Source organism: Streptomyces sp. NPDC047841, from assembly GCF_040704085.1.
Classification (GTDB): Bacteria; Actinomycetota; Actinomycetes; order Streptomycetales; family Streptomycetaceae; genus Streptomyces; species Streptomyces argyrophylli.
The window spans coordinates 1-12,834 of the sequence record NZ_JBEYRP010000047.1 but is presented as its reverse complement, the minus strand read 5'-3'; the positions used below and the strand labels follow the sequence as shown (position 1 = coordinate 12,834).

At 70.9% G+C, this 12,834-nt stretch carries 12 protein-coding genes; 4 read left to right on the top strand and 8 right to left on the bottom strand.

Features of this window, described 5'->3' with window-relative positions:
- The first annotated feature begins 8 nt into the window (after positions 1–8).
- Positions 9–977 carry a YafY family protein gene (locus tag AB0947_RS40110; RefSeq protein WP_366755322.1) on the top strand — a complete coding sequence of 323 codons (969 nt, stop codon included), beginning with the start codon at positions 9–11 and terminating at the stop codon, positions 975–977.
- 31 nt (positions 978–1,008) lie between these two features.
- Here the strand turns inward: AB0947_RS40110 and argS are convergent, their stop codons facing one another.
- On the bottom strand, positions 1,009–2,772 hold the full coding sequence (argS, locus tag AB0947_RS40105; RefSeq protein ID WP_366755321.1) for an arginine--tRNA ligase: 1,764 nt from the start codon (positions 2,770–2,772) through the stop codon (positions 1,009–1,011).
- A 128-nt stretch (positions 2,773–2,900) separates the two neighbouring features.
- On the opposite strand from argS, the gene lysS reads away from it, so the two are divergent.
- Entirely contained in the window at positions 2,901–4,643 is a 1,743-nt protein-coding gene (lysS, locus tag AB0947_RS40100) for a lysine--tRNA ligase (protein ID WP_366755320.1), read from the top strand.
- Positions 4,644–4,708: 65 nt separating this feature from the next.
- Here lysS and AB0947_RS40095 read toward each other — a convergent pair whose 3' ends face one another.
- The 3 genes from AB0947_RS40095 to AB0947_RS40085 all read right to left on the bottom strand — a co-directional run bounded on the left by AB0947_RS40095 (position 4,709) and on the right by AB0947_RS40085 (position 8,009).
- Positions 4,709–5,953, bottom strand: coding sequence for a DUF2637 domain-containing protein (locus AB0947_RS40095; protein ID WP_366755341.1), 1,245 nt, complete (start codon positions 5,951–5,953; stop codon positions 4,709–4,711).
- A gap of 139 nt (positions 5,954–6,092) precedes the next feature.
- Entirely contained in the window at positions 6,093–7,010 is a 918-nt protein-coding gene (locus tag AB0947_RS40090) for a DUF3558 family protein (protein WP_366755319.1), read from the bottom strand.
- A gap of 111 nt (positions 7,011–7,121) precedes the next feature.
- Positions 7,122–8,009: a DUF3558 domain-containing protein gene (locus tag AB0947_RS40085; RefSeq protein WP_366755318.1), complete on the bottom strand. Its 888-nt coding sequence runs from the start codon at positions 8,007–8,009 to the stop codon at positions 7,122–7,124.
- Positions 8,010–8,223: 214 nt separating this feature from the next.
- Between AB0947_RS40085 and AB0947_RS40080 the strand changes: the two genes are divergently transcribed.
- The gene (locus tag AB0947_RS40080; protein WP_366755317.1) at positions 8,224–9,417 is read left to right on the top strand and encodes an RtcB family protein; all 1,194 of its coding nucleotides are present in this window, start codon (positions 8,224–8,226) and stop codon (positions 9,415–9,417) included.
- A gap of 302 nt (positions 9,418–9,719) precedes the next feature.
- On the opposite strand, the gene AB0947_RS40075 is transcribed toward AB0947_RS40080, so the two are convergent.
- Entirely contained in the window at positions 9,720–10,316 is a 597-nt protein-coding gene (locus AB0947_RS40075; protein WP_366755316.1) for a TetR/AcrR family transcriptional regulator, read from the bottom strand.
- Positions 10,317–10,394: 78 nt separating this feature from the next.
- Between AB0947_RS40075 and AB0947_RS40070 the strand changes: the two genes are divergently transcribed.
- On the top strand, positions 10,395–11,240 hold the full coding sequence (locus AB0947_RS40070) for an NAD(P)H-binding protein (protein WP_366755315.1): 846 nt from the start codon (positions 10,395–10,397) through the stop codon (positions 11,238–11,240).
- A gap of 8 nt (positions 11,241–11,248) precedes the next feature.
- Here the strand turns inward: AB0947_RS40070 and AB0947_RS40065 are convergent, their stop codons facing one another.
- The 3 genes from AB0947_RS40065 to AB0947_RS40055 form a co-directional block, all read right to left on the bottom strand.
- Positions 11,249–11,410, bottom strand: a complete 162-nt coding sequence (locus AB0947_RS40065; RefSeq protein ID WP_366755314.1) for a hypothetical protein — start codon at positions 11,408–11,410, stop codon at positions 11,249–11,251.
- Positions 11,407–12,183, bottom strand: a complete 777-nt coding sequence (locus tag AB0947_RS40060; protein WP_366755313.1) for an SDR family NAD(P)-dependent oxidoreductase — start codon at positions 12,181–12,183, stop codon at positions 11,407–11,409. The genes AB0947_RS40065 and AB0947_RS40060 overlap by 4 nt, the downstream gene beginning before the upstream one ends.
- 73 nt (positions 12,184–12,256) lie before the next feature.
- Entirely contained in the window at positions 12,257–12,595 is a 339-nt protein-coding gene (locus AB0947_RS40055) for a YnfA family protein (RefSeq protein ID WP_103817826.1), read from the bottom strand.
- Between the last annotated feature and the right edge of the window lie 239 nt (positions 12,596–12,834).

Genomic DNA, 12,834 nt, shown 5'->3' with positions numbered 1-12,834 from the left:
TTCCGCCCGTGCTCAGCGCCTCCGCCCGTCTGCTCCGCCTGCTCGCGCTGCTCGCCGCCCGGCCCTCCTGGACCTGTGCCGAGCTGGCCGGGCGCATGGCCGTCACCGACCGCACGGTCCGGCGGGACATCGCCCGGCTCCGCGAACTCGGGTACACCGTCGACTCCGACGCCGGCCCCTGGGGCGGTTACCGGCTCCGGGCGGGCTCGCGCGTGCCGCCGCTGATCCTCGACGACGAGGAGGCGCTGGCCGTGGCCGTGGGGCTGCGGGAGGCGGCGCTCGGCGGCGCGCTGGGCGGCGACCAGGCGGCCCTGTCCGCGCTGCTGAAACTGCGGCAGGTGCTGCCGCCCCGGATCGCCGAGCGGCTGGCCGAGTGGGACGACGCCCTCGTACGGCTCCCCTGGCCCGAGGAGCCACGCATCCGGCCCGGCATGCTGCTGGAGCTGGCCGCCGCCTGCCGGCGCGGTGAGCGGGCCCGGCTGTCGTACCGCGACGGACAGGACCGGCACACCGTCCGGGACGTCGACCCCTACCGGCTCGTGCACACCGGCCGGCGCTGGTACTTCGTCGCCCGGGACGTCACCCGGGGCTGGCGGACCTTCCGTGCCGACCGGGTCGAACGGCTCCGGCCCACCGGCCGCCCCGTGGAGATCACCGACCCGCCGGACCCGGCCCAGCTCGTCTCCCGCAACACCGCCAACGGCCCCTACCCGCTGTCGGCCACCATCCGGCTGCCGCTGCCCCTGGCGGACGCGCTGCGGGTCGTACCGGCCACCGTCGGCACCCACCGCGCCGACGGCCCGGACACCACCCTCGTCGACATAGGCGGCCCGGACCCGGACGGCCTCGCCCGCTACCTGCTGGGCCTCGCCACCCCCCTGCGCGTCCTCGCCCCGGACGCCGTACGGGACGCCTTCGTGCGCCGCGCCCGGGAGCTGCTGGACGCGCAGACGGCCGACGGCCCGCCCCCGGAGTGAGGGCGGGCCGCCGGCGTCGTACCGCGCCGGGTCAGAGCTTCTCGGGCGTGCGGATGCCCAGCAGGGCCATGCCCCGGTGCAGGGTGCGGGCCGTGACGTCGCACAGGAAGAGGCGGTTCTCCACCTGCGCCGGGGTCTCGGCGCGCAGCACCGGGCACTTGTCGTAGAACGACGTGTACAGCGACGCCACCTGGTACAGGTACGCCGTCAGCTTGTGCGGGGCGTACTCCGCGGCTGCCTCCCGGACCGTCTCCGCGAAGGAGTCCAGGTGCAGGCCGAGGGCCCGCTCCGCCTCGTGCAGGGGCAGCTCCGGGTGGGCCGCCGGGGAGACCTCGCCGGCCTTGCGCAGGATCGACTGGATACGGGCGTACGCGTACTGGAGGTAGACGGACGTGTCGCCGTTCAGCGAGACCATCTGGTCCAGGTCGAACTTGTAGTCCCGGTTCGCCGACGTCGACAGGTCCGCGTACTTCACCGCGCCGATGCCCACCTGGGCGCCCCGCTCGGCGATCTCCTCCTCGGACAGCTCCTGCGCCTTCTCCCGGACCACGGCCGACGCCCGGTCGATCGCCTCGTCCAGCAGGTCGACCAGGCGGACCGTCTCGCCCTCACGGGTCTTGAACGGCTTGCCGTCCTTGCCGAGGACCGTGCCGAAGGCCAGCTGCACCGCCGTCACGTCGTCGTTCAGCCAGCCGGCCCGGCGGGCGGTCTCGAAGACCATCCGGAAGTGCAGGGCCTGCCGGGCGTCCACCACGTACAGCAGGGTGTTCGCCTTGAGGTTGAAGACGCGGTCGCGGATCGCGGAGAGGTCGGTGGCCGCGTAGCCGTAGCCGCCGTCCGACTTCTGCACGATCAGCGGGACCGGGTTGCCGTCCGGGCCCTTGATGTCGTCGAAGAACACGCACAGCGCGCCCTCGGAGCGGACCGCGACACCGGACTCCTCCAGCAGCCGGCAGGTCTCGGCCAGCATGTCGTTGTAACCGGACTCGCCGACGATGTCCGCGTCCCGGATCTCCATGTCCAGCTTCTCGAAGACGGAGAAGAAGTAGATCTTCGACTCGTCCACGAACTTCTGCCACATGGCGAGCGTGCGCTCGTCCCCGGCCTGGAGGTCGACCACCCGGCGCCGGGCCCGCGTCTTGAACTCCTCGTCGGAGTCGAACTTCCTCCGCGCGGCCTTGTAGAGGCGGTCGAGGTTCGACATCGCCTCCTCGCCCGTCACCCGGGCGTCCTTGTGGTCCAGCTCGTGCGGGTGCTCGTCCAGGTACTGGATGAGCATGCCGAACTGGGTGCCCCAGTCGCCGATGTGGTGGCGGCGGACCACGTTCTCGCCGGTGAACTCCAGCAGCTGCACCACCGAGTCGCCGATCACCGCGCTGCGCAGGTGACCGACGTGCATCTCCTTCGCCACGTTCGGCTGCGCGTAGTCGATCACCGTGGTGCCGGGCTGATCCGCGAACGGCACGCCGAGGCGGCCCGTCTCGTCCGCGTACCGCGCGGCCAGGTTGGCGGTGATCGCCTTGTCCGCGACCGTGATGTTGAGGAAGCCGGGCCCGGAGACCTCGACGTCCTGGATCACGTCACCGGTCACCACGCGCGAGACGACCTGGGTCGCCAGCTCCCGCGGGTTCGCCTTCGCCTTCTTGGCCAGGGCCAGGATGCCGTTGGCCTGGAAGTCGGCCCGGTCGCTTCGTCGCAGCAGCGGGTCCGCGCCGGCGGCCTCGGGCAGAGTGGCCGAGAGGGCGGACGCGAGGTGCTGCTGGACGTTGTCGCTGAGGGACGTGACCGAGGCCATAGGAGTGGGTGCCGTTCTCCTCGTGGGGATGGATAGACCCGGCCAGTATCCCACGGGGGGTAAAGCCGTTTTCCCGGGCGCGAGCCGGTCTGTGAGAATGGGGTGTCACCCCGTTCAGAAAGAAGGACGTGCCGATCGTGGCTCAGAGCACCGAGACCACCGACTGGGTCTCCCGTTTCGCGGATGAGGTCATCGAGGAGTCGGAGCGCCGGGCCCCGGGCAAACCGGTCGTCGTCGCGTCCGGACTCTCCCCCTCCGGTCCGATCCACCTCGGCAACCTCCGCGAGGTCATGACCCCCCACCTCGTCGCCGACGAGATCCGCCGCCGCGGCCGCGCGGTCCGGCACCTGATCTCCTGGGACGACTACGACCGCTACCGCAAGGTGCCGAAGGGCATCGCCGGGGTCGACGAGGAGGCCTGGGCCGAGCACATCGGCAAGCCGCTGACCTCCGTCCCGGCGCCCGAGGGCTCGCCGCACCCCAACTGGGCCGAGCACTTCAAGGCCGCGATGATCGAGTCGCTCGCCCAGCTCGGCGTCGAGTTCGACGGCATCAGCCAGACCGAGCAGTACACCTCCGGCGCCTACCGCGAGCAGATCCTGCACGCCATGCGGCACCGCAACGACATCGACGCGATCCTCGACCAGTACCGCACGAAGAAGACCCCGAAGAAGCAGCAGCAGAAGCCCCTGGACGAGGCCGAACTGGAGGCCGAGGAGGGCTCCGGCGCCGCGTCCGAGGACGACGGCAGCTCCGGCTCCGCCGGGTACTTCCCGTACAAGCCGTACTGCGGCGACTGCGGCAAGGACCTGACCACGGTCACCTCCTACGACGACGACACCACCGAGCTGTCGTACACCTGCACCGCCTGCGGCTTCACCGAGACCGTCCGGCTCAGCGAGTTCAACCGCGGCAAGCTGGTCTGGAAGGTCGACTGGCCGATGCGCTGGGCCTACGAGGGCGTCATCTTCGAGCCCAGCGGCGTCGACCACTCCTCGCCGGGCTCCAGCTTCCAGGTCGGCGGCCAGATCGTCGGCATCTTCGGCGGCAAGCAGCCCATCGGCCCCATGTACGCCTTCGTCGGCATCTCCGGCATGGCGAAGATGTCCTCCTCGCGGGGCGGGGTCCCGACCCCGGGCGACGCACTGAAGATCATGGAGCCGCAGCTGCTGCGCTGGCTGTACGCCCGCCGCCGCCCCAACCAGTCCTTCAAGATCGCCTTCGATCAGGAGATCCAGCGGCTCTACGACGAGTGGGACAAGCTCGCCGCCAAGGTCACCGAAGGTGCCGCCCTGCCCGGCGACGTCGCCGCCTACACCCGCGCCGTCGGCACCGCCGCCGGTGAACTGCCGAAGACACCGCGACCGCTGCCCTACCGCACGCTCGCGTCCGTCGCCGACATCACCGCCGGACACGAGGACCAGGCCCTGCGCATCCTCTCCGAACTCGACCCGGAGCAGCCGCTGGCCGGCCTCGACGAGGCACGCCCCCGGTACGACAGGGCCGAGGCCTGGATCAACACCCACGTCCCCGCCGACCAGCGGACCATCGTCCGCGACGAGCCCGACGCCGAACTGCTGAAGTCCCTCGACGAGCCCTCCCAGCAGTCCGTACGCCTGCTGCTCGACGGACTCGCCGACCACTGGTCGCTCGACGGGCTGACCCACCTCGTGTACGGCGTGCCCAAGGTGCAGGCCGGGTTCCCCGCCGACGCCACGCCCAAGGAACTGCCCGCCGAGATCAAGACCGCACAGCGGACGTTCTTCGCCCTCCTGTACCACCTGCTCGTCGGCCGCGACACCGGGCCCCGGCTGCCCACCCTGCTGCTGGCCGTCGGGCAGGACCGGGTACGGCACCTGCTCGGCGAGTAAGCGGCACGCAGCACGAAGACACGGAGAAGGGGCCCTCCGCCGCGGAGGGCCCCTTCTCCGTGCCGTCAGGCGATGTGGTCCTCCTCCAGCTCCGCGTTGAAGCGGTTGGTGAAGCGGTTGACCATACGGTCGGCCTCCCGCGCGGGCAACGCGATACGGAACGTCGCCTCCACCGCCTCGGCGAACTGGTGCGGAGTGGGCAGGCTGCCGTCGATCGACTTGCGGAAGACCTGGTAGTAGTCCTCCTCCGTCGGGTCCGGCTGCGCGGTGCCACCGCCCTCGCCCAGCTCACGGGTACGGTTCGGGCCCACCGGAATCGGGAAACTGCCGGTCTCCTCCGGGGACGGCTGCTGGAACTGCTCCGGCGGCTGGTCCTCGTACCAGTCCTCGTACTGCTCCTCCGGGGCGTACTGGGGCTCCTGGAGCATCGGGTCGTACGTGGGGTCGTAACCGCCCTGGTACTCGACCTCCCGCGGGGCCTGGAACCAGGGGCTCTGCTCGTCCGCCGGCGGCTCCTGCTCACGCTGCTCACCGGCGGGCCCCACCTGCCGCGGAACAGCCGCCGCCCCCGCGGGACGACCACCCGCGACCACGCCGGGTGCCGCCGCCTCCAACTCCGGCTGCGGGGCCGCGGGCAACAGGGCCGGTTCGATGCCCGCCGCCGCCAGGCCCGCGGGAGCCGTCTCCGCCAGGGGGACGCCGTACCGCGCCAGCCGCAGCGGCATCAGGGACTCCACCGGGGCCTTGCGGCGCCAGGCACGGCCGAAGCGGGACCGCAGACGCGCCTGGTACACGAGACGTTCCTGCTCCAGCTTGATGACCTGGTCGTAGGAGCGCAGCTCCCACAGCTTCATCCGCCGCCACAACAGGAACGTGGGCACCGGGGACAACAGCCAGCGGGTGAGGCGGACCCCCTCCATGTGCTTGTCGGCCGTGATGTCGGCGATCCGGCCGATCGCGTGCCGGGCCGCCTCGACCGACACGACGAACAGCACCGGGATCACCGCGTGCATGCCGACACCCAGCGGATCAGGCCAGGCGGCGGCGCCGTTGAACGCGATCGTCGCCGCCGTCAGCAGCCACGCCGTCTGGCGCAGCAGCGGGAAGGGGATGCGGATCCAGGTCAGCAGCAGGTCCAGGGCCAGGAGGACACAGATGCCCGCGTCGATGCCCACCGGGAACACGTACGAGAAGTTCCCGAAGCCCTTCTTGACGGCCAGCTCACGGACGGCCGCGTACGAACCGGCGAAGCCGATGCCGGCGATGATCAACGCGCCGGTCACGACCACACCGATGAGCACGCGGTGCATCCGAGTCAGCTGCAGTGGCGCGGCCACTCGCACTCCCCTCCCCTTGCGTGTCCTTGCGCGCAACAGAGTGGCACACGTGTACGGCGAACGTGGTGCCGGTCAGCCGCCACGGCCCTCCGCCGGCCGCCACAGCCCCCGGTCAGCTGTCCTTCGCGGCCGACTCGGACGGAGACGCACTCGCGGAGGCCGACTTGGAGGGGGACTTCGAAGGAGCCCCCGAAGGCGACGCCGGCTTCGACGGGGACGCCGGCGAACTCGCCGCACCACCCGCGCCGTTGGCCGACGACACCGACGCCACGACCTCCTTCAGCGCCTTCTCCGCGGCCTTCGTCAGGTCATCGGCGTCCGGCGTCTTCTCACCCGCGAGACCGGCACCGTTGTAGTCGACCGTCACGACGACGTTCTCCACCCGGGCCACGACCGTCTGCTGCTTGAAGAGCCCTTCCTTCTTCGACAGGTCGTACCGCACCGCCGTCGCCTCCGCGCCCGTCCCGGACAGCGGTATCGCCTTGGTGCCCTTCGCGCCGTCCACCGCCTGCGCGTCCTTCACCTGCCGGGCGTAGTACGTGTGCGCCTGGTCGTCACCCGAACCCCGCGTGACATCCGAGTCGAAGCGGAGCAGCGACACGTTCAGCCAGCGGAACTGGGAACCCTTGACACCGTTGTTGTCCAGGCTGTTCCACGAGCACGAGGCACGCGACGACGGCTCGTCCGAACTGCCCTTCCTGCCCGACTTCCCGCTCTTCGGGACCAGATCGGTCAGCGTCTTCCTCGACAGCACCGCGCACGCGTCCGGAAGCTTCCCGTACGCCGCCGCCCGCACGGTCGGCGACGCGCTCGCCGAGGGCTGCGAACTGCTGCCGCCCGAAGACCGCGGGCTGCTCTCCCCACCGGACTTCGCCGTGGAGTCACCGGAGTCCGAGGAGCACGCCGCGGTGATCAGAACCGCCGGAACGGCTGCCGCGCAGACAAGAACGCGGCGAAGGCGCTTGGCTCGCTGGTGTCGCTGGGCACGGTCGTCTCGCTGGGCTGCTCGCTGCATGGTTCCTTCACTCATGACGCTCGGTGTTCGTGCGGGTTCCTGCGGGGCCACGGTACGCGGTGAAGGTCCCGTGCGGTTTCCCTTCGCACCCTTCACGGACGCGGGCCGACGGAACCGGCAAGACCGTCAGCCGCCCAGCGCGTCATCCAGCCGAGAGGCCAGATTACGGGCCCTGTCCTGCATTTCCTTGCTGTCCGGGACCGCACCCATGGCCATCGGCTGCTCCTCGTACTGGATGGTGACGATGACGTTGGACGTGCGGAACACCACAGTCACCGTCCGCTGTTCGGCCGTCGAACCGGACGTGCTGAGCCGGTCGTCCAGATACCCCTCGTCACCGAGGTCGGTCAGCGCACGCGGCTGCAGATCGGCCGGAGTGGCACCGGAGGACGCGTCGGAAGAGCCCGAGGACCCCGAGGAGGCAGGGGAGTTGGAGGAAGAAGGATGCGTCGCGCCCGGCGAGCCCGCACCGCCCGCGGGACCCTTCCCCGACGACGACGCGGACGCGGACGAGGACGCGGTGGGCGTCGGGGGCGAGGCGGGCGGCGCCGAGGAAACCGCCGGCGCCGGGAGGTCGGCGGCCGTCTCCTTGTCCAGGAACAGCTTCCGCGCCTGGTCGTCGTCGCTGACCGTGTTGTCGTACGACACCACGCGCTCGAAGTCGACGGACAGGCGGTCCGTGGCGTCGGCCGACTCGACCTTCCAGCGGCAGCCCACCTTGCGATCGGTGTCGTAGGTCAGCGCGGCGTCGCCCTGGTAGGCCTTGTCCCGCTGCGCCGGGTCGGTGATCTGCTGGATGCCGGGCAGCAGCGCGTCCAGCGTGTCGTGGCCGATCGCGCCGCACGGCTCGGGGAGCGTGCGGTACCTGCCGGGCTGGGCGGCGGCCGCCGCCGAGCCGGCGTCGCCCGGGTTGGCGTTGTCCGCCGGGTCCTTCTCCCCGGAGCCGCTCGTGCAGCCGGCCAGCAGCGCCGCGAGAAGGGCGGCGGTGCCGGTTACGTACGCCTTCCGCTGCACGGTCGGGCTCCTCTCGACGGTGTGCGATCGCTGGTGCTCCAGTGTCCCCGCTGGTTATTCGCTTGCCGCGGCGGGGCGCCCCCTGGAGACAATGTGTATCGCACGCACTGCCGTGGACGCCGGTCCCTTGTCCCTTTTCACCGACCTTGGCGCCGCTTTTGCGTTTTGCTGCTTCTAAGCCTTTTGTTGTTTATTCCGGGGGAATGAGGAAGATATGTCGTACGTGGAGATGCCGGGCGCCAAGGTCCCGATCCGGATGTGGACGGACCCGGCGACGGTCGAGGACGTGGCCCTGCGCCAGCTCCAGAACGTGGCCACCCTGCCGTGGATCAAGGGCCTGGCCGTCATGCCGGACGTGCACTACGGCAAGGGCGCGACGGTCGGCTCGGTCATCGCGATGCGCGGCGCGGTGTGCCCGGCGGCGGTCGGGGTGGACATCGGCTGCGGGATGTCGGCGGTGAGGACGTCCCTGACGGCGAACGACCTCCCGGGGGACCTGTCGCGGCTGCGGTCGCGGATCGAGCAGGTGATTCCGGTGGGGCGGGGGATGCACGACAGTCCCGTGGATCCCGGGCGGTTCCATGGGGTGGCCACTGCCGGGTGGGACGACTTCTGGGGGCGGTTCGACGGGGTGGCGGAAGCGGTCAAATTCCGTCACGATCGAGCAGAGAAGCAGATGGGAACGCTCGGATCCGGGAACCACTACCTCGAGATTTGCCTGGATCAGTCAGATTCGGTCTGGCTCACGCTCCACTCGGGGTCGCGCAACATCGGCAAGGAACTCGCCGAGCACCACATCGGTGTGGCCCAGAAACTCCCGCACAACCAGGACCTGGTCGACCGGGACCTCGCTGTCTTCGTGTCGGACACCCCGCAGATGGCCGCCTACCGCCACGACCTGTTCTGGGCGCAGGAGTACGCCAAGTACAACCGCATGCTCATGATGGCACTCCTCAAGGACGTGATCCGCAAGGAGTTCAAGAAGGCCAAGCCGACGTTCGAACCGGAGATCTCCTGCCACCACAACTACGTGGCGGAGGAGCGGTACGACGGCATGGACCTGCTCGTGACCCGTAAGGGGGCGATCCGCGCCGGATCCGGTGAGTTCGGGATCATTCCCGGTTCGATGGGTACCAGCTCGTACATCGTCAAGGGACTCGGGAACGAGAAGGCCTTCAACTCGGCGTCGCACGGGGCCGGTCGGCGTATGAGCCGCAACGCGGCCAAGCGCCGCTTCACGACGAAGGACCTGGAGGAGCAGACCCGGGGCGTGGAGTGCCGCAAGGACTCGGGGGTGCTGGACGAGATTCCGGGTGCTTACAAGAACATCGACCAGGTGATGGAGCAGCAGCGCGACCTCGTCGAGGTCGTGGCGAAGCTGAAGCAGTTCATCTGCGTCAAGGGTTAGGCATGGTGAGGGGCGCGATGAACGCTCGTCACGCCCCTCAGGTGCTCAGAGCGGCTGTGGGATAACGCCGTTCAGCAGCTTCCAGCGGCGTACATGTACGCGTACTCGGGGACCGTGAGGTCCATGAACCGGTGGGCGTCAGGCTCGCAGTCAGCCACCGGGAAGCCTCCACTTCCTTGCTGGTCAGGTCCTCGGCTGGGATGGCACTCCCCGCCGGGGACCGTCGAGTCGATCGTGTGGCGCGAGCCTAGGGCGGATGTTCGTGCGCTGATCGGGTGATCGAAGAGGTTCGCCCGTGTGGGTTACCCGGCCCCCGGTTCCAGTGAGTCCAGCCAGTGCAGCAGGCGGGTTCCCTCCCTGGTCATGATGTCGGGGTCGCGCAGGGCGTTGGTCAGGAGGGACATGCCCTGGTAGGCCGCGATCAGGGTGAGGGCGTGGTCGTCGGGGTCGGGGACGCCCCAGGTGCGGAACTGGGCGGCGGTCCAGTCCAGGAGGCTGCGGATCACCGCGCCGGCCTCCGCGTCCAGCGTGCCGTCCGCGCGTTTGTCCAGTTCGACGGCGAGCGTGCCGGTGGGGCAGCCGTGGCGGGCGGCGGTCTCGCGCTGGGCGGTCCAGGCCTCGACCAGGGCCTTGAGGCGGTCGCGCCCGGTCGCCAACCGGTCCAGTTCGGCGGTGAGTTCGTCGAGGTGGGCGCGGTGTTCCGCGAGCGCGGCCCGGACCAGTTCGTCCTTGGTCTTGAAGTAGTAGTAGACGTTCCCGACCGGGACGCCGGCCTCGCGGGCGATGTCGGCGAGGGTGGTGCGCTCGACGCCCTGCTCGTGCAGGACCCGGGCCGCCGCCGCCGTGAGTCGCCGGCGCTTCTGGGACGCCTGTGCCCGCCGGTCCACTGAGTTTGTCACCTGACTGACTATAGACAGCGGGGGTGGAGGGTCCTAGGGTTCGAGTCAGTTAGCTGACTGACTCAGTAGGGGGCTGTGATGATCGTTGTGACCGGTGCGACCGGGAACGTCGGGCGTGTGCTGGTGGAGCTGCTGGCGGGGGCCGGTGAGGAGGTCGTGGCCGTGTCGCGGCGGCCGGGGGCCGCGCCGTCCGCCGCCGGGGTGCGGTGGGTCCGGGGCGGAGCCGGGGACGCGGCGGGCATGCGGCCCGCCCTCGACGGCGCCCGTGCGCTGTTCCTCGTCCTCGGGGGCGAGCTGAACTTCCGGGGGGAGAGCCCCGACGCCCTGCTCGACGCGGTCGCGGGCGCCGGGGTCGGACGGATCGTGCTGGTGTCCTCGCAGGTCAGCGCCACCCGGCCGGACGCGCCCTCGCACGCCCGGCTGCGTACCTTCGAGGCCGCGGTACGCACGTCCGGGCGGGAGTTCACCGTCCTGCGCCCCGGCGGATTCGCCTCCAACGCCCTCGCCTGGGCCGATGCGGTCCGCGCCGAGCGCACCGTCTTCGCCCCCTTCGGTGATGTCGCGCTGCCCGTGGTCGACCCGGCGGACATCGCCGCCGTGGCCGCCGTCGCGCTGCGCGAGGACGGGCACGCCGGCCGGGTGTACGAGCTGACCGGGCCCACGCCCGTCAGTCCGCGCGAGCAGGCCGGGGTCATCGCCGAGGCCCTCGGCGAGGAGGTGGCCTTCGTCGAGCTGTCCCGTTCGGCGGCGCACGCCGGGATGGCGCGGTTCATGCCGGAGCAGGTCGTCGCCGGCACCCTGGACGTCCTCGGCGCACCGCTGCCGGCGGAGCGCAGGCCGAGCGGGGACGTGGAGGCGGTCCTGGGCCGCCCGGCCGCGCCCTTCGCCGCGTGGGTGGCCCGGAACCTGCCGGCGTTTGCGTAGCCGGCCGGTTACTTCGCGTGCCGTACGGCGTAGATCATGATGAACGCGATGAAGTGGATGCCGAAGAGGAAGTAGGCCAGGAAGTACCAGACCTGGCGTTCGTTCTTCGTCTCCTGGGCCAGGCGCCGCTTCTCGAAGGTGTCCTCGGTGGGGGGTTCGTCGTCCGTCACTGTTCCCGGTGCACCTTGGTGTTGGACGCCTGGGCGCGCGGGCGCAGGACCAGGAGGTCGACGTTGACGTGGCTGGGGCGGGTCACGGCCCAGGTGATCGTCTCGGCCACGTCGTCCGCGGTGAGGGGCTCGGCGACGCCCTCGTACACCTTCTCGGCCCGCTCCTTGTCCCCGCCGAAGCGGGTCAGCGCGAACTCGTCGGTCTTGACCATGCCGGGGGCGATCTCGACGACCCGGACCGGCTGGCCGACGATCTCCAGGCGGAGGGTCTCGGCGAGGACGTGGGCGCCGTGCTTGGCGGCCACGTAGCCGGCGCCGCCCTCGTAGGTGCCGTGGCCGGCGGTGGAGGAGACGACCACGACGACGCCGTCGCCGCTCGCGACGAGCTTCGGCAGCAGCGCCTGGGTGAGGTTCAGGGTGCCGATGACGTTGGTCTCGTACATCGTGCGCCAGTCCGCCGGGTCGCCGGTGGCCACCGGGTCCGCGCCGAGGGCGCCGCCGGCGTTGTTGACGAGGACGCCGATTGTCTGGAAGGCGGTGGCGAACTCGTCGACGGCGGCGCGGTCGGTGACGTCCAGCTGGTACGCGACGGCGGAGTGGCCGGCCTCGGTCAGTTCCTCGGCCAGGGCCTCGATGCGGTCCTTGCGGCGGGCGGTGAGGACCACGCGGTAGCCGGCCGCGGCGAGCTGCCGGGCCGTGGCGGCGCCGATGCCGCTGCTCGCGCCGGTGACGACGGCGATGCGGGAGGCGGCGGACGGTGCGGCGGTGGCCATGGCTGCTCCTGGGCTGCGGCTGGGCGGTCGTTCGGGCGGTCGGTCGGGCGGTTCCGTCCAGCGTATGTGAGCCTCAGCCGCCGTTTCGCGGCGCCCACATGATGACGGCCATCCCGGCGAGGCAGATCAGCGCGCCGGTGATGTCCCAGCGGTCGGGGCGGTAGCCGTCCGCGACGACGCCCCACAGGATCGAGCCGGCCACGAAGATCCCGCCGTAGGCGGCGAGGATGCGGCCGAAGTGGGCGTCCGGCTGGAAGGTGGCGACGAAGCCGTACGCGCCGAGGGCGAGGACGCCTCCGGTGATCCACAGCCAGCCCCGGTGTTCCCGCACGCCCTGCCAGACCAGCCAGGCACCGCCGATCTCGAACAGCGCGGCGACGACGAACAGGGCGGCGGAGCGGAGGATCGGCATGGGGGCAGCCTCGCACGCCCTGCCCGCGTCACCCGGGGGAAGGCGCCTGGCGGGGTGGTGGAGGGGGGCTGGAATACCCGGGGCGGGGTGACCGTTGGAGGGGTATAGTTGAACGCTCAACAACCTGGAGGGTGAGCGACCATGCAGTTCGGGATCTTTTCGGTCGGTGATGTCACGCCGGACCCCACCACGGGCCGTACGCCGACCGAGCGCGAGCGGATCAAGGCCATGGTCGCCAT

What these genes read in the sequence shown, in the direction of transcription:
- argS (WP_366755321.1), bottom strand. Translation starts at nt 2,772, where the DNA reads ATGGCCTCGGTCACGTCCCTCAGCGACAACGTCCAGCAGCACCTCGCG.
- AB0947_RS40095 (WP_366755341.1), bottom strand. Translation starts at nt 5,953, where the DNA reads ATGCACCGCGTGCTCATCGGTGTGGTCGTGACCGGCGCGTTGATCATC.
- AB0947_RS40090 (WP_366755319.1), bottom strand. Translation starts at nt 7,010, where the DNA reads ATGAGTGAAGGAACCATGCAGCGAGCAGCCCAGCGAGACGACCGTGCC.
- AB0947_RS40080 (WP_366755317.1), top strand. Translation starts at nt 8,224, where the DNA reads ATGTCGTACGTGGAGATGCCGGGCGCCAAGGTCCCGATCCGGATGTGG.
- AB0947_RS40070 (WP_366755315.1), top strand. Translation starts at nt 10,395, where the DNA reads ATGATCGTTGTGACCGGTGCGACCGGGAACGTCGGGCGTGTGCTGGTG.
- AB0947_RS40060 (WP_366755313.1), bottom strand. Translation starts at nt 12,183, where the DNA reads ATGGCCACCGCCGCACCGTCCGCCGCCTCCCGCATCGCCGTCGTCACC.
- AB0947_RS40055 (WP_103817826.1), bottom strand. Translation starts at nt 12,595, where the DNA reads ATGCCGATCCTCCGCTCCGCCGCCCTGTTCGTCGTCGCCGCGCTGTTC.